This window comes from Microbulbifer maximicatervae (SeqCode) (genome assembly GCF_052466985.1).
The window spans coordinates 1,450,708-1,471,668 of record NZ_CP174298.1 but is presented as its reverse complement, the minus strand read 5'-3'; the positions used below and the strand labels follow the sequence as shown (position 1 = coordinate 1,471,668).

Sequence of the window (20,961 nt, the reverse complement as noted above, 5' to 3'; positions counted from 1 at the left end):
CGTAAAAATTCCCGCTGGGTCTTCTCGGGCGCAAACCTATCCCTTGATACTGAGGTTATCGGGCGGGCTGGCGCGGGGTACTTTCCAGGGGCAAGCTGGTAGAATGGCGCCTTCGCCTGGGTGGTATCCCGGGCAGGCCAGCGGGCGAGGCCCCTGGCAAAATCCTGATTTATCCATCTCTTTCCAGGTCTGGGAGTACCACTCTATGCCAGCGTTCCCGCTGCAATTGAATGCCGATCACGCGGTGATGGCGGCTGTTGCCATCTTGTTTCTGTTGGGCTTGGTGTTTTGGTTGGCGCGAGCCAGTAGCCGCCGCGCTTTATTGCAAAGCGAAGCCGCTTTGCAGGTGGCTCAGGCGCGTATCGAAAGCAGCCGCGAGCGGGAGTCCCAGCTTGGGGTTGAGGTGGAATCCCTGCGTACCGAGCTGGCGGATAAGCTGCAACAGCTCACGAGAAGCCAAGTGTTGGTAGAAAAAGGGGAGGCGGCCCTGGCGGAGCAGCGCAAGCTGATGGAGCAAATGCGTATTGCCATGGGTGAGCAGTTCGAGAATCTGGCCAACCGGATTTTTGAAGAGAAGCAGCAGAGCTTCGTGCGCCGCAGTGAAGACAGCCTGCGCAAAAGTCTCGATCCGCTGGAGCGCCAGCTGGGGGATTTCCGCAAGCGGGTGGAGCATGTCTATGATCGCGAAAATGCTGAGCGCAACAGCCTGCTGGGGCAGATTAAAGCGTTGCGCGAGCAAACCCAGCGCATCAGTGATGAGGCCTTGAACCTGACTTCGGCCCTAAAAGGTGACCGCAAGATTCAGGGTAACTGGGGTGAAGTGGTGCTGGAGCGCTTGCTGGAGGAGTCCGGCTTGCAGAAGGGTCGCGAATACGAAACGCAAGTAACGCTGACGAGTGATGGCCGCAGGCGCCAGCCGGATGTGATTGTGCGCCTGCCGGAAAACAAAGACCTGATTATCGATTCGAAGGTCTCCCTGGTGGATTACGAGCGCTACAGCTCGGCGGAAACCGATGAGGAGCGCACCCAAGCCCTGAAACAGCATGTGAATTCCCTGCGCGCCCATATCACCGGCCTTAACAAGAAAGCCTACGAGCAGCTGGAGGGTGTGCGCACCCTGGATTTCGTCTTTATTTTCGTGCCCATTGAAGCTGCGTATATGTTGGCTATGCAGGCGGACCCGGACCTGTTCCGTTTCGCGTATGAGAAGCAAATTGTCCTGGTGAGCCCCACCAGCCTGATGGCGACCCTCCGCACCGTCGAGAATATCTGGCGCTATGAGAAACAAAACAAGAACGCGGAAAAAATCGCCGACGAAGCCGGCAAGCTGCACGATCAGTTTGCTATGGTGCTGGAGTCACTGGATGTTCTTGGTGACCGCCTGCGCCAAGCGGATGACGCCTACCAGCAGACCTACAAGCGACTGGCGACAGGGCGTGGTAATGCGGTGAAGCGTATTGATAGTCTGCGTAAGCTTGGTGCTAAAACCCGTAAACAAATATCCGCCCAGCTCCGTGACAGGGCTGAGGATTCAGGACAAATGGCGCTTCCTCAGGAAGAGGGAGTTGCTGCGGAAGACTAATTCCCTATGGAAAATATTTCCTTTGCTCTGCTAGTTACAGGCCCGATCTTTTTGATGATTATCGGTGGATACTTGCTTACCAGGCAGGGCATGTTGCATAAATCCTTTATCGACGACGCAACGGTGCTGGTTTTCAACGTGATGCTGCCTGCACTGTTGTTCGATAGTATTTATTCATCGAATGCAAAACCCTCAGAAGAGATTCCCCTTTTAACAGCGGGAATTTTGGGTACCTTCGCGATAATCCCCATATCTTGGCTGATGGCTCGGCCCGTTACTGTGAAGGATCGCAGTGCGTTTATCCAGGGGGCATTTCGTGGAAACGTTGCCATTGTGGGGCTCGCCTGGGTTGAGAAGGCGTTTGGTGAGTCGGGCGTTTCTCACTCGGCAGTGCTGGTTGCAGCGTTGACGATTCAGTTCAATGTGTTCGCAGTAATACTTTTTGTTTTTTACAACGAAGAGAAGAAATTCAGCCTGGGCTTGTTGCTGAAGGAGTTGGCAAAGAACCCATTAATCATCGGGGTATTCCTGGCAATTTTGTGCCGGGTGCTGGATATCAAAGTGCCACAAATGGTGCTTGATACCGTTAAAATACTGGGCTCTGCAAGTTTACCAATGGGGCTGATTTGCATTGGTGCGAGTATGAAGCTAGGCCAGCTACTGCGTAGCTCGCCAACAGCGCTGACCTCCTCAGTGCTCAAGTTATTAGGAGTACCAATACTCTCAGTGCTGATTGGTTGGGCCCTGGGTATGAGTCCGACCTATTTGGGCTATTTAATGCTGATCACTGGCTCGCCTTGCGCGATATCGGCCTTTGTGATGGCTCATACCATGGGTGGTAATAGCCAATTGGCGGCCAATATTGTTGGTCTTAGTACAGTGCTCTCTGTTATTTCGGCCAGCATCGGGCTGGCGTTACTTAAGGTGTATATTTAATGACTGTGTTTCCTACTTGGCTGCTGATTGTTGCGGCTTTAGTTATCTTCTCCCTGGCGATTGTAGCTGGCTACTATCTGCGCAAATTATCGATTGCACAGAAGAAGCAGGCCGTGCAGCTAGCTGAGTTAGAGCAGGCTGCAGAGGATCAGCGACAAAGAGTAAATGACAGCATTCAGATTATTGCTCGCACGCTATTGGATGATGGAGTCGGGCTTACCGAAGCTTCGATTCGTATTCGCGTTCTTTTGGATGCACTTCAGGTGGAAGATAAAGTGCGTGAAGAGTTTGTGGCCTTTTACACCATCGCAGAGAAAACCAGTCATATCCCAATTCTCAAAGACTGGAAAGAACTACCGCGTAAAGAACAGTTCAAGTATGAATTGGAGATGGCGCAAGTAGAGGCGGACTATAAGGATTTTGCGATGGATGCCGCCAAGCGGATTTTGGGGCGTTCTTTTTGAATCTTGAAACTGGAAAATGAATCATTAGACTTGAGTATTTATGTATGTTTCAACGAGCAGAAATCTGCTCGTTGAAATCAGGTGAAGTATTCCCTCCTAAACAATCTGCTGCTGGAACCAGATTGCTTTTTTATAAAATATCTGATTCATGAAAATATATTCCAATTAATTCACCAGCCATCAGCTGTAAACGCCAGCATCGACTACATCTCCATATTTTTATAGGTTGACATCAAGCTAGGTTTTTAGCCTAATCCGCTCAAGATACCTAAAGCCAAAACCAACTTCATTGGTTTGCACTATTTTGAAATTGGCTAACTCATTGATTTTCAATGAAGTTTGCAGGTTTTCTAAGGTGGGGGAAGTGGGTAGGTGTCGAGCCGATGTTATCTATCTACCCTGTGACTCTATCGTCAATATCTTCTATTTATTAAAGCCTCTATTTTCTGAGGCTTAACCAAATATGAAATGTAGGGCGTGATGATATCTGGATGCCCATATAATTCTATCGGTGGGTGCGGTTATTGAAAAGTACGTGGTCGAAGTTTTAAGTGAAATGTCAAATGAATAAAGTTATTAAGAATATATTTCTATTCTGCCTGTGTATACCGGGGGTAGGTTTTTCTCAATCAAGTGAAGATTTGGCTCGAGAAATATTTATCGATGATGTCGCCAAAAAAGAATCTGCAGACCTCAAAGAACTCTTCGATGAACAAAGAGAGGACTTTATAAAGTTATATGAGCCTCTCTATGGGGTTAGTGAAGTGTCGCCGGAAATTGTTGTCATGGAAGAACAGTTGTACATGGATGTGGTGTCTTCCAATGTATTTAAGTTCGACCCCAAGGAGCTTGAGGAATTACTGGTTAATAATATTGTTTCAATGCTCACTTTTGAAGAGTTGCTGGAGTTAAGGGAGATTAATCAAAGGCCAGTTTTTAAAAAGCTAGATCGTATAAATGAAGTGACGATGAAAGCAACACAGCTGCATATGGATGCGTGGCAAAAAGATAATTTAAGGTTAATAGAGTACTTCGTGGAAAGGAATGAAAGGAAGTTGATGAGATTGGAGGAGTTAATAGAACTTCGCAAGAAGGATAGAGACAAGTCCTGATTATAACAGGGTAGAGCATTTTGAGTGCTCAGGCTAATGGTGCAGCGTGAGTTTGATCGCTGGTGGTTGATTATCTTCCGCAAAAGTCAACAATTTCTCAAATGTAATTCGGCATCCCAATTTGGGAGGGCCGTGATTGATAATGTATCGGTTGTGAGCCTTGTTGTAGGATGTCAAATATATGTTTTGCATTGTAGATTCAATGCAATTGGCACGCATAAAGTTTCCAGAATAGACCGCCGCTGCTCACGATATTAGGAGCATAAATTAATGATCTTTAAAGCTATACAATTACTTATTCCTGCGGTTATGATTTTATTTGGGTTTTTCCAGACGATTGTATATCTGAGGATGCGCAAAACATTCGGCAATTGGCCTGTGGTAGTTGGAGAGATCACTCACTCCCGATTGCTGAATCAATTGGATTCCAATGGAAAAAAGGTAACTGAAGCAATAATTGCCTTCAATTATAAATTTAGAGGAAGAGAGTATAAATCCGAAATGCCAGTTTTGCGAGGTTATGACCTGTTTCCGAGTTTGGAATATGAATCTTACCTTACCAAAAAATACCGGCCAGGAGATATTGTTGACGTTCGGGTTAACCCAAAAGTCAGTGGTCTTGCATATTTAGAGGTGGCACCGTTCAGTCGACTAAGTGCCATTTTGGTGCCTTTGTTACCAGTTTTGGGTGTTGCTCTAATTGTTTTATTTAAGAGTAGCTATTTCGTAGATTTGTACGGATATTTATTGTTGCAGTATGATTTAGCGATGTACTAGTTGCGAATTCGCTAAGAAAAGTTGCATCTTGAGTGCCTGATCTTTAAATCAATTTGGGATGCTGCGTTGAGATAGTCGGGGCGGTTGGTTTTTTGTAAGCGCCTGAGGTCGGTTTTATGTGTAGTTCGTGTGAGCATCCTGTTTTTCCTAAAGCTAGATTTATGCTTCCAGTTTTTTTCAAGGAATGTATGTGTTGTTAAGTAGGGGGCTGGAAATGCTGTAAAGAGCTATTTGGAGAGTCGATGTGCAATGTTTATGATTTAGAGGGTATCTTCCGGGTCGATTGTAATATATCCAAAACCCCGGCCACCCTCATATAGAGTGTTATGGTTGCTACCGTATTTAGTATGAGAAAAATTGAAAATTACACTATTCAAGAGTTGCAAGAAGCCATTGATGGAATGGACCAGGGAAAATATCCAGAAAGGCATGGTAATCTGAAAGCTGAACTTTCTAAGAAAAAGATGGAAGTCCAAGAGCTGAATAATAGGATTGCAGGGCTGTCAGGATCAATTCCCCGGCAAGGAGCGATTGAGGAATGCCGAAATCAATTTACGTTTAAACGTTGCTTTTTAGCATGCTGTTGCAGTATCGGGTTATTATGGTTGGTTCTCGGAGTTCTTGGTTTTTTTGGCTTTGGAACTGTCACTGCAAACGGTGAGCAGGTGCAGGGTGTTAGCGCATTAGTTACCTCAGTGCTGGGTGGCGGCATGAGCTGCTTAATGGTAGGTACCGTAGTTTGGCTGGGTGAGAAGGCCCTACGAGTTTTTGAAGATGCATAAAAGTTAGGCAGCTGAAGTGGTAATTCGTTAAGCTTTAACAGAAAAAACTGACATTGAAGTGAAAGTATTGGGTATGTTAGCGAGTTAGGTAAAAAATAGTGAAGATAGAAGTAAGGCAAATGTTTCGGTCAAATGGATTGATTGATGATCTTGTCTTAAGTGCGAAGTCAGAAGATTACTTGCTGTTCGCTGATGCTGTTGGAAAAGCCATTAGGGAAAATGAGTCAGTGCTAGTGATATCTGAGTCAGAAATATCAATCGAGATTATTTGTGATGAGACAAAAGAGGAGCTTTTCACGGCTCTTCAGAACAAAGCTAACGATTACTTTTCAATGGATGATTGGAATAGCCGGAATATTTTAAGGGTGTACGGAAGTGCTGGCATCCTTGCTAGCTTTCAGCGGTTTCTGGTCAAGCTAGCTGGGCGTGGCCCAGGTTACAGCTATATTAGTGAATACTCAGAGGATTATAGTTACTCAATTTTTTCACCTGAGTGGAGGCTTCACATAGAACCCTCTTGAAGATCAATACACTTTACATTTGTAGCCTGATAGTTTATGCCGTATTGTGCTACTTCTCTGTAAAGGGTGGTTGAGGTGTTGTGAGTAAATTAAGTGATGACTGCTATTTTTTTTGGGATGGTTTTATTTGTTCTTCTTATCTTGGGGCTGCTTGGAGTCATTTTCTTGATTCCATTGTGGGTAAAGATGTCAACCGAGTCAGAAGGAGATCCGAATCATATTTATAGTATTTTTTGGGATGAGGCTGGCTTTCAAGGAGACAAAATTATATCAGCTTCAGGGTGCCTTTTTCCGTTCCTGATTTTGGCTAGCCCCAATCTCGATGTTGAGGGGTTGGTTTTTTGTGTTGCCGTTTCTGTAATTTTTGGGCTATATCATTCATCTGTTTATAGAGGTTATGCAGTAATTACTAGGAAAATGAAATGGGCTGCGTTAGTAGCTCTATGTATGCTTGCTGCAGTCGGCTTTCTTGTAAGATTTCAAATCTTATCTGATTTTTATATGGTTTTCTGTATTGCTTCAACAGGTGCTGCTTGGGGTGGTTATGCGGTCTATAGGCGGGCTTATCTAATACGTACTGAAAGATTGGCTAGCAGATAAATTACATAAAGTTAAATGGTTTTATATGCTAAATGGCAATACTTGCTATTGATTATGCCATTAGTAATGGATTGGGAAGTTTAGAGTTGGCGCTTAGAGATCATGAGGAGGCAAATTTCATTCGTTACATATAGGCCCTAGACTACTTTATGTTTCTGAGGGGCAGGCTGTTATCGTGCTAGGTTGGTCGCACAAGTTAGCCTTTGGATGTTAAAGCATCCGATTGATATGTCTTACTCATAAAGCAAGCCTGCGGCTGAATACCTTTCCTGCAAAACTATGTCTGCACACGAAAATTTCAATGATTTTGGGATGGGCCAGAGTTATGAGTATACCACCAAAGCCCCTCTATTTATTGTGTTCGTAGTAGCATGATCGAAGCATTTTGATCCTCCCCGTCAACTACGGACACTCCACTATGCGACTAGTTGTTTCTCAAGCGCCTTAGGGTTGAGATAGCCATTGGCGCTGTGTAGGCGATTTCGATTGTAGTTTATCTCCATATACTCAAATACGGTTTCTCTCATGGGGCACCTTGTGGGAAAGCGGTTACCATGAATTGCTTCTACTTTAAGTGAGCTGAAGACAAGTGGCGGCGGGTCACCTTGAGCCAGGTACAGCTAGCCAGCTATTTTGCCAATTACTCAGATATTCTCTCTCTGTGTGAGGAAATCAAACGAAAAATTGGAAAAAGTTTGATCTCAAGGCCTTCCATGAGGAGTTTCTAAGTTTTGGTAATGCGCCAGTGCCAATTATCCGAGAGTTAATGCTGGTAAGATTACAGGAAGAAGATCAAGATCAAAGGCAGAACCTAGTGCGTAATAAGGTACAAGTAATCTACAAACTATCAGTCGCGAAAGTCGTCAAAGGAATCCTGCGGCTCCCAATAGAAAGTGCCTAATAAAAGGTCGAATAGCGGAAAAGTTAAATTGAAATTATAAACTTTCATTAGTTTACGGTGATGATGAATTCTGTGTAAATGGGCTAACTCACGAAACACAGGCACTTTATGAAACCAGTGACTCTTGGGTTGGTGATAACCGATATGCATTAGCTCATAAGCCAGGTGATTTAATATCATGGTTGCCGCTGTGATATATCCCATATTACCTGAAGCTACCCAGGATAGAAAAAAACCACAAAGTGGTGCCAGAAAAAAAGTGATAACAGCTGTTAGATAGATTGGAAACAGCACTATACGCCAATCACGAGTTGATTCAAAAGACAGCAATGGTGCAGAAAAGAAACTGTGGTGATCGCCAGTATGCCTCTTGTAAAACAGTTTGGTAAATCTCAACTTATTATGCCCAGACCAGCGATGGGCGGCATACTCTACAGCGTTGTAAGCAAGAATTCCCAGTGGAATTATTAGCAGTTCATGCGCCCTCAGCTCACTTATCTGAAAAATACAGTAAATAGCACCGATTAGGCTGATCAGTAGAATACTCCCTAAATGGAACCAGCCGCTATAGCGGCTATGGGCATAGGCTCTATATTGCTCTCTGAAAGCCGCCGTATTATGCATGTTCGACATATTTCACCTGACTTTTTATAGTATTTGCGGTTTTTCATGCTATTGACGATAAATATAATCAGGGACATCATGTATCGTCTAATAAATAATTATTAAATGCATTATTCATCAGGTTAATAATGTCTACGCACCTTAGATCACTGGATTTAAATCTGCTTCCCGTTTTTGAAGCACTTATGATTGAGCGAAACCTGACCAGAGCTGCAGTAAAACTGCATATGAGCCAACCGGCCGTTAGTGCTGCCCTCAAGCGGTTGAGAGCTACTTATGAAGATGAGCTTTTTATACGGACCGCTAGGGGATTGCGCCCCACTGAACGCGCACTGGTACTGCACCTCTCTATTCACCAGGCACTCAACACCGTCCGTTCAGGCTTCCAGCAAACGTCTTTTGATTACCGGAAAGCAGAGCAGGAATTCTCCATCGTTATGCCCGATGTGGTGGAAACTCTGATGATCCCCGGCTTCTGCAAATGGCTTCGAGAATTTGCACCCGGCATAAGGCTTACTGTACTCCCCGATGAGTCAGAAATGACAGCCAGAATGGTGAGTAATGGGGAAGTAGACCTAATCATTGACTACCTACCTGTCAATTCCCCCAGCTATGTTAACCAGCCTATCGCAGAAGAAGAGCTTGTGATTATTGTCAGCAAACATAATAAAAATGTGGGTGAGACAATCAGTGAAAAAAAATTTCAATTGCTGCCACAAGTATCCCTATTAAGAGGAAACCCTATGGGCTCTCCAATGGAAAGGCTAGCCAGGCCCAGAAAGTTACAGCGTAATATTTGTTTACGAGTCCCACACCTCTCGTCTTTCCCCTATGTGGTTTGCACAACCGATTTAATTGGCGTTGTACCAGCAAGAATGATGATTTCAAGCTATTATAAAGAGCTTCCCATACGTATGCTCAAGCTGCCAATGGCATTTCCAAAGGTAGTACTTCAGCTTACCTGGCATAAGTCGCAGACAACAAATCCAGCTCATCGCTGGCTAAGGGAAAAAATTTTGGAGCTTTATCCGAGTTTATGAACGCTGTGTAATACGAGTGCCCTTTGATATTTATGGTTCCCTTTTTTAGTACGGATGTGCTGCAAATAAAGTAATCCTTTTAGAACGTTCTGATAAGGATAATGTCCCACCTAATGAAAGCTAAAGGCTGGTTTTTTAGTTTTCAGAGGTTCTGTTATTTCTGAGTGATCAGTTTTAAGTGGTGCGTTGCCCTGGGAAAGGAGTTTAGGGAATGAGCAGGTTTAGTTTTAAGGGTGCGGTAAGAAACAACCGCGGTGCAATATTGTTTCTATTTCTTATGTACTTTTTCAAGTCAGCGTATGCCGATTGGTCTCCAGTACCAAGTGGGTCTATGGAGCCTACTATTCATCCTGGTGACTTTTTGTGGGTAGATAAGACGAGCTATGGGCCAACTTTATTTTTCTTCAATAAGCAGGTTGCTCAATGGGGGAACCCTTCCAGGGGAGATGTTATTACCTTTTTGCCACCTCACACTGATCAACTATATGTGAAGCGTGTAATAGGCGTCCCTGGTGATAGCTTACGTATTGAAGGGGTGAATGTGTTTGTTAATGGGGCTCAGCTTGAGTATCGCCTGGAAAGTGGGGTGGGTTCGGACATCCTGGGTAGGGAAGTCATTGATGGCAGGGAACATCAGTTCAAGCTTAGTGGTAATAAGAAATTGCCATACATTGGGAAGACTATTGAGATCCCTGAAGGTAAGTACTTTGTCATGGGAGATCATCGCAACGATAGCTTGGATTCGAGATATTGGGGTTTGGTTGATCGTGATAGGGTTATGGGCAAAGTTACATCTTTAGCGTTTTCCTTCTCTAAGGAGAGAGATTTCTTTAGTAGTGTGGCGATGCCACTCAAGTAGGTAGTCAATAACATTTCTTTAAAAGGGTGTAGCTGTTTACTGGCAATACTTGTGTTACCAGAGAATAGAGGGGGGATAAGTGCTTCTCCTTCCCGGTTAAGGATTTCAATAGCAGGGAGTTGCTAGCATGAAAGTGATTGATGTTTGGGCCCAGCATCCTACAGAACGTTTTCTTGCTGAACCTTTCTTTGATACTTTGAAGCGCTGGATGGGGCAGGATTTTAAAGAAGTGCCCCTTGAGTGGACCCTGTCAGCTATGGATATGGCAGATGTGTCCAAGGCATTGATTTCTGCTTGGCATGGGCCGAGCGGAGCCTTGATTAGCAACGATGAAGTACTGGATCTTACTTTAACTCATCCTGACAGGTTTTGCGGTCTGGCATCAGTGGACTTGCGAAAGCCAGTAGAGGCTGTGCAAACCCTGCGCAATTACGTTTTGGAACATGACTTTAAAGGGCTGCGTATTGTGCAGTGGCTCTGGGAGTTGCCTTGTACTCACCCTTTGTATTATCCGCTATATGCGGCTTGTGTTGAGCTGGATGTGCCAGTTTGTTTGCAAGTGGGTCTTACCGGGCCGTTGTGCAGCTCTGATTCTGGCCGTCCTGCTCATATTGAGCGGATTGCTCTCGATTTTCCGGATCTAAAGATTGTCTGCGGCCATATTGGGTACCCTTGGCACAATGAAATGATCGCTTTTGCGACCAAGTTTCCCAATGTCTACATAGATACTTCTGCTTATAAGCCAAAAAGATACCCCCGCGAGTTGGTTTCATTTATCAAGTCTCACGGTAAGAATAAGGTGATGTTCGGGACTAATTATCCCATGCTGACACCGGAGATGTGTTTAAAGGAAATGCACCTTCTGGAGTTGGGGAATGAGGTTGCCGAGCTCTTCTTATATAAGAATGCTGAAAGGGTGTTTAAGCTTTAATAAGCTGTCACCATTGTTAGTCGATTGCAGTGGTCTGCTAAATCCTGCTACAGGAAGAGACTAAGAGGTTTAGTCTCTTCGCAACTCATCCTTGATTGCAATGGGATTGGGAAAGTTCATCACCACAATGTAAGACGACACCAGGAATGTAAGGATCGCGGTTGCCTGGATTAAATGTGATGCTGCGCTGCCAATCAGGTTTTGCGTATAAGCGAGCAGGGCGATTAATAGGGAAAATTCACTAATTTGCCCAAGTCGAAATCCAATATCCCACGAGAGCACTTTGTGCTCACTGCGATTTCCAAGCAGGAAGTGAAATACAACGGGTTTTATTACCAGAACTGCGGCGGCTGTGACCAGGGCAGGAAGTAGAATTTCGGGCAGCATGGCCAGCTTGAATTGCGCTCCGAGGCTGAAAAAGAACAGGATCAGGAAGAAGTCTCGCAGAGGTTTAAGGCTGAGGGCGATGTACTGTGAAATCCGGCTGGCAGCCAGCGTGATACCACCAATAAATGCGCCGATCTCTCTTGAAAGGCCAACAACTTCCGCCAGCTCTGCCATTCCCATGCACCATCCAAGTGCCATTAAGAATACGTATTCGTGAAAGCGGTCAAAGCGGGTAAAAAGTGGCAATAAAATATATTTTACTATTAGCCAAGCAAAAAGTATCAGCAGTGGTAGCGATCCAAAGGAGAGAGCCAATTGCCAGATCTGTTCGTCGCCGGTGTTATCACTCAGCAGTACCATTAGGCAGACTATTGCCACAAAGTCCTGAAAAAGAAGAAGTCCCACCATAAGTTCACCCAAGTGCTTGTGGTGAAGTACGGTCGTGGGAAGCAGTTTGATACCGATAATGGTGCTAGAGAACATCAGCGCCATGCCGATTACCCAGGATTCAACGGTAGTAAATCCAAACAGCAAGCCTATGCCAAAGCCAAGGCCGAGGAAGATTGCACAGCTTACAACCCCCACAAATGTAGCTTTGCGCAATACAGCTACCAGCGCTTGAGGTTGCATGTCCAGCCCCAACAGGAAGAGCAGGAAGATAATCCCAACGCTGGACATATCAGATAGAAGTCGCAGGTTGTCGATTACTGCAAAGCCGGATGGGCCGAGTAAAACACCGAGAGCGATGTAAGCGACCAGAAGCGGTTGTCGTCCAAAAAGAGCCAGTGAGGCAACAATTGCTGCGCCACTAAAGATCAAGAAGAATGATTGGAAAAGGGAGCTGTCCGCCACAGGCCATCCTTGTGTGTGAGCGAGATTTAACCATTATCCATAGATGTGCGAACAGCTGAAAGGTCTATGTGCCTACCAAGTGGTTGCGCTGAGACTTTACTCACCGGATGGAATCGGTAACTCGGTAGTGCTTTTGATCTGTTCCAAGGCAAAGTTGGAGACAATATCGCTAATGCCGACATGCCGGATTAACTCCTTGTAAAAGCGGTCATAGGCCGTGATATCGCTAACTACCACTCGCAACAGGTAATCGTAGTCGCCTGCCATACGGTAGCAAGCCACTACCTCTGGCAACTGTGCCATATGTTCGGCAAAGTTGTCGGCCCACTCCGGTGTGTGCTGGTCAGTTTTAACCTGGGCAAACACTGAGACCGGAAGTCCTAAAATCTCGGCATTAAGCAAGGCGACTTTGCGTCGAATGATGCCGCTCTTTTCCAGTTTCTGCACCCTGCGCCAGCATGGGGTTTTTGTCAGGCCCACACGCTCCGCCAGCTCCTCGATCGAAAGGCTGACGTCAGATTGCAGAATCGCAAGAAGTTTTCTATCAATCGCGTCAAGTGAGGACATAGTGCTATGCGCTCCCTATAAGGTAGGGGTTTTGTGTCCTTGCGCTGATTGCATTGCCTCCCTGGCTACCCCTAACGGTATTTGGGCGAGTGGGTGTGGGGGCTATTGGATGAAAGTCATCGAACTACCATCACACCTACTGCAGATACGATAGGCTCAGGGGGAGAGTGCTGGTAGTGGAATTTCCCTAGATGTGCAACGCTTCTGGGGGAGCTTTTTAGCAGAGGTGAGATTGGGCGGAAGTTGGCCGCCCAATCTTGAATGCAGATCAGGCTGCGTCTTTGGGCGGGAAGCGGGGTTCGAATAGTCCCAGCTCAATGGCCTCGCGGACCTTGGCCATCAGGTCAATTTCTGTCAGTTCCTGCAGCTGTTGCAAGCTGTTGAGAACATAGTAAATGGGTTGAACAATATCGATGCGATATGGGGTGCGCAGTGCGGTAACCGCATCTAAATCGTAGCGCTCTGGTTGGTGACTCAGTGCGTAGAGTGTCTCTTTCGGGGAAGACAGAATGCCGCCACCGTAAATGCGCAAACCATCGTCGGTGTTCAGCAGGCCGAACTCCACTGTAAACCAATAGAGGCGGGCTAAATAGGCGCGCTCTTTAGGCGAGGCTTTAAGGCCCAGTTGTCCGTATTTTTGTGTGAAGTTTGCAAATGCTGGGTTGGTGAGCATGGCGCAGTGGCCAAAAATTTCGTGGAATATGTCCGGTTCCTGCAGATAATCAAACTCTTCGGGAGTGCGTATAAAGGTAGCAACTGGGAATTTGCGATCCGCTAGAAGACCGAAAAAGGTTTCGAAGCCGATAAGGGCGGGAACCCGGGCGACTTCCCAGCCAGTTTCCCTGCGCAGCACGCTGGAGATTTCCTCGAGCTGGGGGATACGGTCTTTCGGTAGGTCCAACAGCTCCAGGCCGTGCATATATTCATCGCAGGCGCGGCCAGGTAAGACATCCAGTTGGCGTTCAATCAGACGCTGCCAAGTTTGGTGTTCAAGGTCGGTATACTCGATAAAGCCGTCTTCATTGGGCTCACGGGCAACGTACTTGCTTGCCTTCTTTGCTTCTTTCTTCATGAATGTCTCTCCTGCGGCTCGGTAGCTCTCGCTGATTCCCAGTGCCCAGCACCTGCCGCTGAACCTGTTGTTGTTATGTTTCGACCTCTATTTTTAGCCAGGCGTGCCCTTGGTGGGGAGAGGTAGCGGCGAGCTATTGCGCCTTCTGGGGAGTTCAAATTACACTTTCTGTAAACATTTCTTTACAGGTGACGCTGTGCGGGTAGAGATTACTTGTGCGAATCGTGTCGGCATTTTGCACGAAATAATGCAAATTTTCGGTAAATATCGGATAAATGTGACCTCTGGTGAGCTCGGGGGTGACAGTGGAGATAAGGTCTATCTGATAGCGCCCGGGATGCTTGCCACTCAATACCAGACTATCGAGAAGTCCCTGCACCAGGTTCCTGGAGTTAAACGGGTGCGGAGGATCTCCCTATTGCCCCTGGAGCGACGTCATTTTGAGTTGGACACTTTGCTGAGTCATGTGACTGATCCGGTTCTTAGTGTGGATCGCGAGGGCAGGGTGGTCGCTGCGAATCTGGCAGCGGCAAGGGCTTTCGGTGTGAGCCTGGACAAGGTGCCTGGTCTACAGCTGCAGAGATTCCTGCCGCTTATGCAGGTCGCAGAATTGCTGCGGGATTTTGCAGTGCCTCGCTACGGACTGCCTCTGGTGGTAAGGGGGCAGAGTTTTCGTGTGGACTGGTCCCCGATCACTCTGGAGGGAAATCCCGGAGCGGTTGACTCACTGGCTGGGGCGGTACTGCGTTTACAGCCTTGGGATAGCAGCGAGTTTGTCACTGAGCTGCCAAGACCGATGGTGTTGTGGGATTTTGATTTGCGTCGAAGGAGTTGCCTCCAGTTACAGGACTTATCTGAACTCAGTGCACCTCTGTTGATACTGGGTGAGCGGGGCACAGGAAAGACAACGTTTGCCTGTGCGGTGCATTACCTCTCCCCATCGGCCTCAAGGGCTGATTGCTATCGAATTATCCCCCGTGACGGCACTATGCAGCTGCCTTCACATCTTCGTCGAACGGGTACTTTGATTCTTGAGGATATACATACTCTCAAAACAGAAGCTCAAGTTGATTTATTGAGAAAACTCCGCAATTTGCCGGCATCGCTGAGATTGGTGGCCACCGCTATTGATAGGGAATCTATTGCGCCGTCACTTGCGCAGCTCTTTTCGTCGTTAGCGATGTCCTTGCCCCCGTTGCGAAATATGCGACCGGCTCTGCCGCGCTATGCCAGTACTTTAATGCGCCAGGAGTCTCCAGAGGCAAGTGAGCTCAATTTTGATCGCGAGGTGATGGAGTTGATCAAACTCCACGACTGGCCGGATAACTTCAACGGCCTCAGGGACTATTTAATGGCCGCATCCAGTCAATGCTTGATTAGAGGGGCTGCGTCGATCAGTTGTGCGGATGTGCCGGATTTAATGGTTAAGGCGGAACTTCCCTGGCGGGACTGGAGCCGTGGACTTACCTATAAGGAAATGATGGAGCAGCTGGAGAGGGCGTTGTTGGCGGACATTATCAAAGGTCACTCCTCAACCAGGGAGCTGGCTAAGGAGCTGGGTATTTCTCATACCGCTGTGGCCAACAAATTGCGGAAATACGGCTTGTCGGCCACTAAAAAATAGTTTGTTTAGCGTTCGATTCGCCCGATCAGCATATCTTTAAACATAACAAAGTCTCCGATAAAACTGTAGAACGGATACTTAAAGGTTGCCGGGCGGTTGTTTTCAAAGAAAAAGTGCCCGATCCATGCAAACCCATAGCCCGCGACAGGAGTAACTGCTAGCCACAACATATTGGAAGTTACTACAGCCGCAATTATTGTCGCGAACACCAGACTGGTGCCGAAGAAGTGCAGCCGACGACAGGTGAGGTTGCTATGTTCCTGTAAGTAGAATGGATAAAACTCGCGAAAAGATTCAAATTTTTGCGCTTCTATTGCGGCCATGCTGTGCCTCCTTATTTTTATTGCACAGTAAAGTATATGACGAATACCTAACCCGGCCAATCAAAGCACGGGCGCAAATTATCTGTTAGGCTGCCGCAAAAATATGCGGTTAACCCGCAAGTAAGCGATATGAGGAAGTTATGGCAGGTCCACTCGCACACTTAAAGGTACTCGATTTAAGTCGTATTCTCGCCGGACCCTGGGCTGGGCAGGTGTTTGCTGATTTTGGGGCTGAGGTTATTAAAGTAGAGCGCCCGGAGCGAGGGGATGACACTCGCCACTGGGGCCCTCCCTACCTAAAGGATGAGAAGGGAAATGACACGGCTGATGCTGCTTACTACCTAAGTGCCAATCGCGGAAAAAAATCAGTTACTGTTGATATCACTACCAAAGATGGCCAGGCCCTGATCAAGGAGATGGCAGCCCGTTGCGATATCCTTCTGGAAAACTACAAAGTAGATGGCCTGAAAAAGTACGGCCTGGATTATGAATCCATCAAGGCAATCAACCCTGGTGTTATCTACTGCTCGATCACAGGTTTTGGGCAAACGGGCCCGTACAAAAATCGAGCAGGCTATGATGCCATGATCCAAGGGATGGGTGGTCTGATGAGTATTACCGGTGTGCCAGAAGGGCAACCGGGTGCGGGCCCGCAAAAGGTGGGGGTGGCCGTAGCCGACCTGATGACAGGGATGTACGCGGTATCTTCTGTATTGGCAGCTGTTGTTCACCGACAGCATACGGGTGTTGGCCAGCATATTGACCTCGCCTTATTGGATACCCAGGTATCCTGGTTGGCTAACCAAGCCCAAAATTACCTTACTTCTGGTAAAAGCCCTGAGCGACAAGGTACCGGCCATCCTAATATTGTCCCCTACCAGGCAGTCCCTTCAAAAGATGGCTATTTTATGTTGGCAGTGGGTAATGATGACCAGTTTAAACGCTTCTGCGGAATCGCGGGCGTAGAAGAACTGGCAGAAAATCCTGCCTACGGGACTAACTCAGCGCGGGTAATGGCCCGTGAAGAATTGGTGCCGCAGATTGAAGCTGCGACTCGTAAGCACGAATCCGCTTGGTGGCTCCAGCATCTTAGTGATGCTCATGTTCCCTGTGGGCCTATCAACACATTGGAGGAGGTTTTTGCTGATCCTCAAGTGCAGGCTCGGGGTATGGTGGTTGAGCAGGATCATCCGGAAGCTGGAAAGGTGAAGACTGTGCGCAACCCCGTAATCTTCTCCGAGTCCGCACTCGACTACACTCAGGCGCCGCCAGTATTGGGTGAGCACACTGAGGAAGTATTGCGAGATTTGCTTGGTAAAAGTGACGAGCAAGTAGAAGAGTTGCGGAACAAGAGTATTGTGTAAGTTATAGACAGATAACTTGCTGATAATCAGGCACAAGGATGTGCCTTGTAAATTAGGGAAAACAGATGGAACTCGACCACGTCAATATTACTGCTCCTATGGAAACCCTAAAGCGGGTACGGGACTTCTATGCCCAGGTTCTCGGTCTGACCGAGGGTGAGAGGCCAAATTTCAAGCGTAATGGATTTTGGCTCTATGGCAATGGTAGGGCTATTTTGCATTTAATAGATGGTGAGGTGAGTGGTGACCAGCCTGAGAAACCCTACCTGGATCACATAGCTTTCCGTACAGATGCGCTTGAGCCGGTTAAGCAGCGTCTGGATGCGTTGGGAGTCGCCAATCACCTAATGGATGTGCCCGGACGCAATGTACGGCAATTGGTATTTTTTGATCCAGTAGGGAATAAGGTGGAAGTTAACGCGGTGGTGTAGCAACTTCTTGAAAGGTCTAGACATTCCTGCGAAGCCGCGCCTTGATTGTACCGCTCTGCATGCCAAAGATATCACGGAGTTGTTCAGAGGCTCCTTAAATTGTTTTATTCCTTTCAGAGGCTTTTGAGTCTCTTAGGTTTAGAAGATGCTTTGTAGAGTATGTTCTTTATAGCCCCTGGATTTAACTTGGTCCCCTGCCGGAGAAGCTATGGTAATCACTTCCGATTGGTCGTTTTCTCTGATTGAAAAGTTGATATGCTTCATGTTTTATTGCAAATGACTAGGTCCCTGATAAAGATAATAATTTATGCCAGATAGTGAAGAATCAGTTGTATTTAAAATACAAGGGAAAATGGTAATTGGTCAGCGTAAATTCAGGGCACCGTTAAGTTATCAAGACCGTTTGGTTGATGAGGCAAGGTTGGTTTACGTTATCAGTGGCTGTTCAACCCTGGTTTGTGGTGATGAAACCCTCACCTTGAGTCCAGGTGCCACCGTGCTAATGAAGACAGATAATTTTATTAATCAGTGGCATGAAGATGGAATAAACAATGAAATTAATTTCATCGGTTTTCGGTTAACGTCAGAGCTATTACAGCGACTCTACCCAAGTGGTATGCCTGATGTCTTTGGTAGTAATAGCGAAAGTAGGGCTGCTGTTAAGGAGGATAATAAGTCCAATAATCAGCCCCCCTCGGCTGAGCGCCTGCAGGAATCTGTACTGCTCTCCAATTATATGCGTAGCATAATTGACTATATCCAGCAGCCAGAAGTATTCAGTGAGCCACTGGTGGTATTAAAGGTTCGAGAATTAGTAGAGCTCATCCCCAGGCTCGATAGCAGTGGAACAGTTGTGAAGATGTTGGGGCAGTTGTTCATCAGGCAACAGCCTAAACTTCAGGAAGTGGTGCAAGCTCACTTATACTCCTCTCTGAAGCTGGCGGATTTAGCTTTTCTATGCCATATGAGCGAGTCAACATTTACTCGTAAATTTAAGCAAGTCTATGGCAGTAGTGCCACGAAATATATTACCTCGAAACGGATGGAGAAAGCACAGCAGCTGATTCTCAATAGCGATCTTAGCCTGACTGAAGTTGCTTTGGAGTGTGGTTTTGATGAGCTTAGTTACTTCTCCCGGGTGTTCAAACAGCACTATCAAGTAGCCCCTTCCCAAATGCGTAAAAAGGCGATTTGACGGATTTGTACAAATCCTTGACTGGATGTTCCAAGTAAAGTGTTGGCTTGCTGGTTAATCTAGTCCTTGTCTTAACAGCGTACTTTTCTAACGATATGTCGTTATATTTAAACCCTCTTGTTACTGAGGGGCTAAAGAATGAATACATGCTCATTGGTAGTGCTAATGGTGATATTTGTTTTGCGTTTAGCCCGACGAGCATTAGTTATCGTCCTGGTGGTTTGATTAGAACCCTCCTAGGGCAAACTATAGCTGATACCGCTGAAGACTATAAACCAGTCACTTTTCATTACTTGCTGATGTTTGCTGGAAGCCTGAATGCTAATCACTCTGACCCCTGCGTAATCAAAAATAGTGAGACTTGATACAGTCAATTAGTAGCACTGCTTTGGTCTGTTATCCGGGCTAAGGGCCTCTTGAGGTCTCGCAGAAATGATAAGGAATTTTTCAGGGGATCTTTGAGTTCTCGTTCTGTTCATTTAATCAACCAGATGGAATATTTAATATGATTCGTTTCGCACAATTTCTTTCCGGTATATTTGTACTTATATTGGGTTCGGCTAGCTTAGTGACCATGCTTTTCCCGGAAGTTGTTAATGGTCCAGCAGGGTTTGATGCCACAACTAATTACGGTTTCACTAACCTACGTACTCTCGGTGCCCCCACACTTAGCTTAGCGATTATTACGGCAATTGGTGCCTTTCGCAAAGAGTGGTTATTAATACTTCCTGCCTCGATGTACTTTCTATTTAATGGTTCTTCGCGGCTTATTTCTGTATTGGCTGAGGGCTACGAGCCCGTAATGCTGACTGGTTTGGTGGTGACATTTACACTATTTATTCTGTCCCAGGTGGCTGTGTACAACTTCCGTCGCGCAGCTTTGACGTAGGTTGAGAAAATGTAGGGTGTTGGCGGTGTTTACTGTAAATATCACACCGCCTCTCTTTCAGAACGTCGCAGAAATGAGGGTGACTCTATGGAAATTGTGTACTTGATTGATGGTGAGGTAAGTGGTGCGTTGCTTCCGTAGGTTTTTGTATTCCATTTCCTGAAACGAAAGCAACCAGCTCTAAGTTGAAAAATGTTTCTAGTTTTTGGGGGCTTTGTCTGAAAACAGCTTTCCAAACGCATCGTAAACAGCAAGATGCAGAGTGTCACCATGGTCTAGTTGTTCAAAGTAGCCGAAGTGTATTTTTGTGTTGCTCTTCTTATTATCTAGCTTGTTGTATAGTGTTCGCGCTAGGCGCTCCATCACTTCCCCCTCTTTTCCAACTCCAATATAGATCTGTTTGTCCTCACAGCAGTCTTCAGGGATGCTTGTCAGAAGAGATTCTCCACTCCACCATAAGCTTGGGCTGATAATAATATAGTTGTCGAAAAGGTCCGTATGCTTTATCAGGATTTCTGTAGCTACAAGTCCTCCCAGAGACTGACCTATCAGTGTGGACTTTTCTTTTGTACGGAAATTGCTCGCAATAATGGGTTGAACCTCTTTGCCCAAAAAATCAATAAATTCCTTTGATCCGCCTGATGATGGAAATTCTTTTTGATCTAAAGCTATTTTGGATGGAAATGTATAGTCGCGTTTTCTATCAATATTTTCTATGCCTACAAGAATGGATTCTGGAAGCATATTAATCCATGAGAATGAGCCGAATTGGAGCACTCCCGCTATATGGATAAAGTCTTCGGATAAGGAGCCATCTAAAAGATAGATTACGGGGTAGTTTCTTTCAGGTTCACGATGGTAGCTCTCGGGTAAGTAGACATTTAAGGTGCGCTTTTCCTTTAATATCTTTGACTGAAAACTAATTGAGTCGCCAATTACCAGGGGAGAACTCTTAAGGTCTGTAGCCTTTGCAAAAGTAGCCATAAGAAAAAATGAGATGAGAGCCAAATACTTGACCATAAGTTATATGCCCTTTGAAGGTTAAATTATTCTTGAAATAGATAGGGTCTGTAGAATATTCATATTGAAACGGCCTAATACTAACACCGGGAAGGGTGGTGGTTGTAG

General features: G+C 46.2%; 23 protein-coding genes. 16 read left to right on the top strand and 7 right to left on the bottom strand.

Going from position 1 to position 20,961, the window contains the following annotated elements; translation table 11 throughout:
- Window positions 1-103 precede the first annotated feature (103 nt).
- The 8 genes from ACJJI3_RS06465 to ACJJI3_RS06430 all read left to right on the top strand — a co-directional run bounded on the left by ACJJI3_RS06465 (window position 104) and on the right by ACJJI3_RS06430 (window position 6,774).
- The gene (locus ACJJI3_RS06465) at window positions 104-1,582 is read left to right on the top strand and encodes a DNA recombination protein RmuC (protein WP_444941903.1); all 1,479 of its coding nucleotides are present in this window, start codon (window positions 104-106) and stop codon (window positions 1,580-1,582) included.
- Between the two features lie 6 nt (window positions 1,583-1,588).
- A complete protein-coding gene (locus ACJJI3_RS06460) occupies window positions 1,589-2,518 on the top strand; it encodes an AEC family transporter (protein ID WP_444897109.1) in 930 nt (309 codons plus the stop codon).
- Entirely contained in the window at window positions 2,518-2,982 is a 465-nt protein-coding gene (locus ACJJI3_RS06455; protein WP_444941902.1) for a DUF2489 domain-containing protein, read from the top strand. The genes ACJJI3_RS06460 and ACJJI3_RS06455 overlap by 1 nt, the downstream gene beginning before the upstream one ends.
- A gap of 563 nt (window positions 2,983-3,545) precedes the next feature.
- Complete coding sequence (locus tag ACJJI3_RS06450; protein WP_444941901.1) at window positions 3,546-4,094, top strand: hypothetical protein; 549 nt, start codon at window positions 3,546-3,548, stop codon at window positions 4,092-4,094.
- A gap of 270 nt (window positions 4,095-4,364) precedes the next feature.
- Entirely contained in the window at window positions 4,365-4,871 is a 507-nt protein-coding gene (locus ACJJI3_RS06445) for a DUF3592 domain-containing protein (protein ID WP_444913626.1), read from the top strand.
- Between the two features lie 326 nt (window positions 4,872-5,197).
- Window positions 5,198-5,653 carry a hypothetical protein gene (locus ACJJI3_RS06440; RefSeq protein WP_444941900.1) on the top strand — a complete coding sequence of 152 codons (456 nt, stop codon included), beginning with the start codon at window positions 5,198-5,200 and terminating at the stop codon, window positions 5,651-5,653.
- Window positions 5,654-5,751: 98 nt separating this feature from the next.
- Window positions 5,752-6,174, top strand: a complete 423-nt coding sequence (locus tag ACJJI3_RS06435; RefSeq protein ID WP_444941899.1) for a hypothetical protein — start codon at window positions 5,752-5,754, stop codon at window positions 6,172-6,174.
- A 93-nt stretch (window positions 6,175-6,267) separates the two neighbouring features.
- On the top strand, window positions 6,268-6,774 hold the full coding sequence (locus tag ACJJI3_RS06430; RefSeq protein WP_444941898.1) for a hypothetical protein: 507 nt from the start codon (window positions 6,268-6,270) through the stop codon (window positions 6,772-6,774).
- Window positions 6,775-7,190: 416 nt separating this feature from the next.
- On the opposite strand, the gene ACJJI3_RS06425 is transcribed toward ACJJI3_RS06430, so the two are convergent.
- Window positions 7,191-7,301, bottom strand: a complete 111-nt coding sequence (locus ACJJI3_RS06425) for a hypothetical protein (protein WP_444913628.1) — start codon at window positions 7,299-7,301, stop codon at window positions 7,191-7,193.
- A gap of 320 nt (window positions 7,302-7,621) precedes the next feature.
- Window positions 7,622-8,308 (bottom strand): sterol desaturase family protein, encoded by a 687-nt coding sequence (locus ACJJI3_RS06420; RefSeq protein WP_444941897.1) that lies wholly within the window; start codon window positions 8,306-8,308, stop codon window positions 7,622-7,624.
- A gap of 119 nt (window positions 8,309-8,427) precedes the next feature.
- Between ACJJI3_RS06420 and ACJJI3_RS06415 the strand changes: the two genes are divergently transcribed.
- The 3 genes from ACJJI3_RS06415 (at window position 8,428) to ACJJI3_RS06405 (ending at window position 11,129) form a co-directional block, all read left to right on the top strand.
- Entirely contained in the window at window positions 8,428-9,339 is a 912-nt protein-coding gene (locus ACJJI3_RS06415) for a LysR substrate-binding domain-containing protein (protein ID WP_444941896.1), read from the top strand.
- A gap of 211 nt (window positions 9,340-9,550) precedes the next feature.
- A complete protein-coding gene (gene lepB, locus ACJJI3_RS06410) occupies window positions 9,551-10,198 on the top strand; it encodes a signal peptidase I (protein ID WP_444897118.1) in 648 nt (215 codons plus the stop codon).
- 127 nt (window positions 10,199-10,325) lie between these two features.
- Complete coding sequence (locus ACJJI3_RS06405) at window positions 10,326-11,129, top strand: amidohydrolase family protein (RefSeq protein WP_444941895.1); 804 nt, start codon at window positions 10,326-10,328, stop codon at window positions 11,127-11,129.
- 69 nt (window positions 11,130-11,198) lie between these two features.
- On the opposite strand, the gene ACJJI3_RS06400 is transcribed toward ACJJI3_RS06405, so the two are convergent.
- From ACJJI3_RS06400 to phhA, 3 genes are all read right to left on the bottom strand, one after another.
- Window positions 11,199-12,368, bottom strand: coding sequence for a cation:proton antiporter domain-containing protein (locus ACJJI3_RS06400; protein WP_444897120.1), 1,170 nt, complete (start codon window positions 12,366-12,368; stop codon window positions 11,199-11,201).
- Window positions 12,369-12,464: 96 nt separating this feature from the next.
- The gene (locus ACJJI3_RS06395; RefSeq protein WP_108733441.1) at window positions 12,465-12,935 is read right to left on the bottom strand and encodes an Lrp/AsnC family transcriptional regulator; all 471 of its coding nucleotides are present in this window, start codon (window positions 12,933-12,935) and stop codon (window positions 12,465-12,467) included.
- A 268-nt stretch (window positions 12,936-13,203) separates the two neighbouring features.
- Window positions 13,204-14,007: a phenylalanine 4-monooxygenase gene (gene phhA, locus ACJJI3_RS06390; RefSeq protein WP_108733440.1), complete on the bottom strand. Its 804-nt coding sequence runs from the start codon at window positions 14,005-14,007 to the stop codon at window positions 13,204-13,206.
- Between the two features lie 196 nt (window positions 14,008-14,203).
- On the opposite strand from phhA, the gene ACJJI3_RS06385 reads away from it, so the two are divergent.
- Window positions 14,204-15,631, top strand: coding sequence for a TyrR/PhhR family helix-turn-helix DNA-binding protein (locus ACJJI3_RS06385; protein ID WP_444941894.1), 1,428 nt, complete (start codon window positions 14,204-14,206; stop codon window positions 15,629-15,631).
- Between the two features lie 5 nt (window positions 15,632-15,636).
- Here ACJJI3_RS06385 and ACJJI3_RS06380 read toward each other — a convergent pair whose 3' ends face one another.
- Window positions 15,637-15,954: an Mpo1-like protein gene (locus tag ACJJI3_RS06380; RefSeq protein ID WP_444897123.1), complete on the bottom strand. Its 318-nt coding sequence runs from the start codon at window positions 15,952-15,954 to the stop codon at window positions 15,637-15,639.
- Between the two features lie 140 nt (window positions 15,955-16,094).
- Between ACJJI3_RS06380 and ACJJI3_RS06375 the strand changes: the two genes are divergently transcribed.
- The 4 genes from ACJJI3_RS06375 to ACJJI3_RS06360 all read left to right on the top strand — a co-directional run bounded on the left by ACJJI3_RS06375 (window position 16,095) and on the right by ACJJI3_RS06360 (window position 19,833).
- Window positions 16,095-17,318 carry a CaiB/BaiF CoA transferase family protein gene (locus ACJJI3_RS06375; protein WP_444941893.1) on the top strand — a complete coding sequence of 408 codons (1,224 nt, stop codon included), beginning with the start codon at window positions 16,095-16,097 and terminating at the stop codon, window positions 17,316-17,318.
- Window positions 17,319-17,383: 65 nt separating this feature from the next.
- Window positions 17,384-17,749 carry a VOC family protein gene (locus ACJJI3_RS06370; protein ID WP_444905410.1) on the top strand — a complete coding sequence of 122 codons (366 nt, stop codon included), beginning with the start codon at window positions 17,384-17,386 and terminating at the stop codon, window positions 17,747-17,749.
- A gap of 307 nt (window positions 17,750-18,056) precedes the next feature.
- Complete coding sequence (locus tag ACJJI3_RS06365; protein WP_444941892.1) at window positions 18,057-18,944, top strand: AraC family transcriptional regulator; 888 nt, start codon at window positions 18,057-18,059, stop codon at window positions 18,942-18,944.
- Window positions 18,945-19,449: 505 nt separating this feature from the next.
- A complete protein-coding gene (locus tag ACJJI3_RS06360; protein ID WP_444941891.1) occupies window positions 19,450-19,833 on the top strand; it encodes a hypothetical protein in 384 nt (127 codons plus the stop codon).
- A 198-nt stretch (window positions 19,834-20,031) separates the two neighbouring features.
- Here ACJJI3_RS06360 and ACJJI3_RS06355 read toward each other — a convergent pair whose 3' ends face one another.
- Complete coding sequence (locus ACJJI3_RS06355; RefSeq protein ID WP_444941890.1) at window positions 20,032-20,853, bottom strand: alpha/beta hydrolase; 822 nt, start codon at window positions 20,851-20,853, stop codon at window positions 20,032-20,034.
- Window positions 20,854-20,961 lie beyond the last annotated feature (108 nt).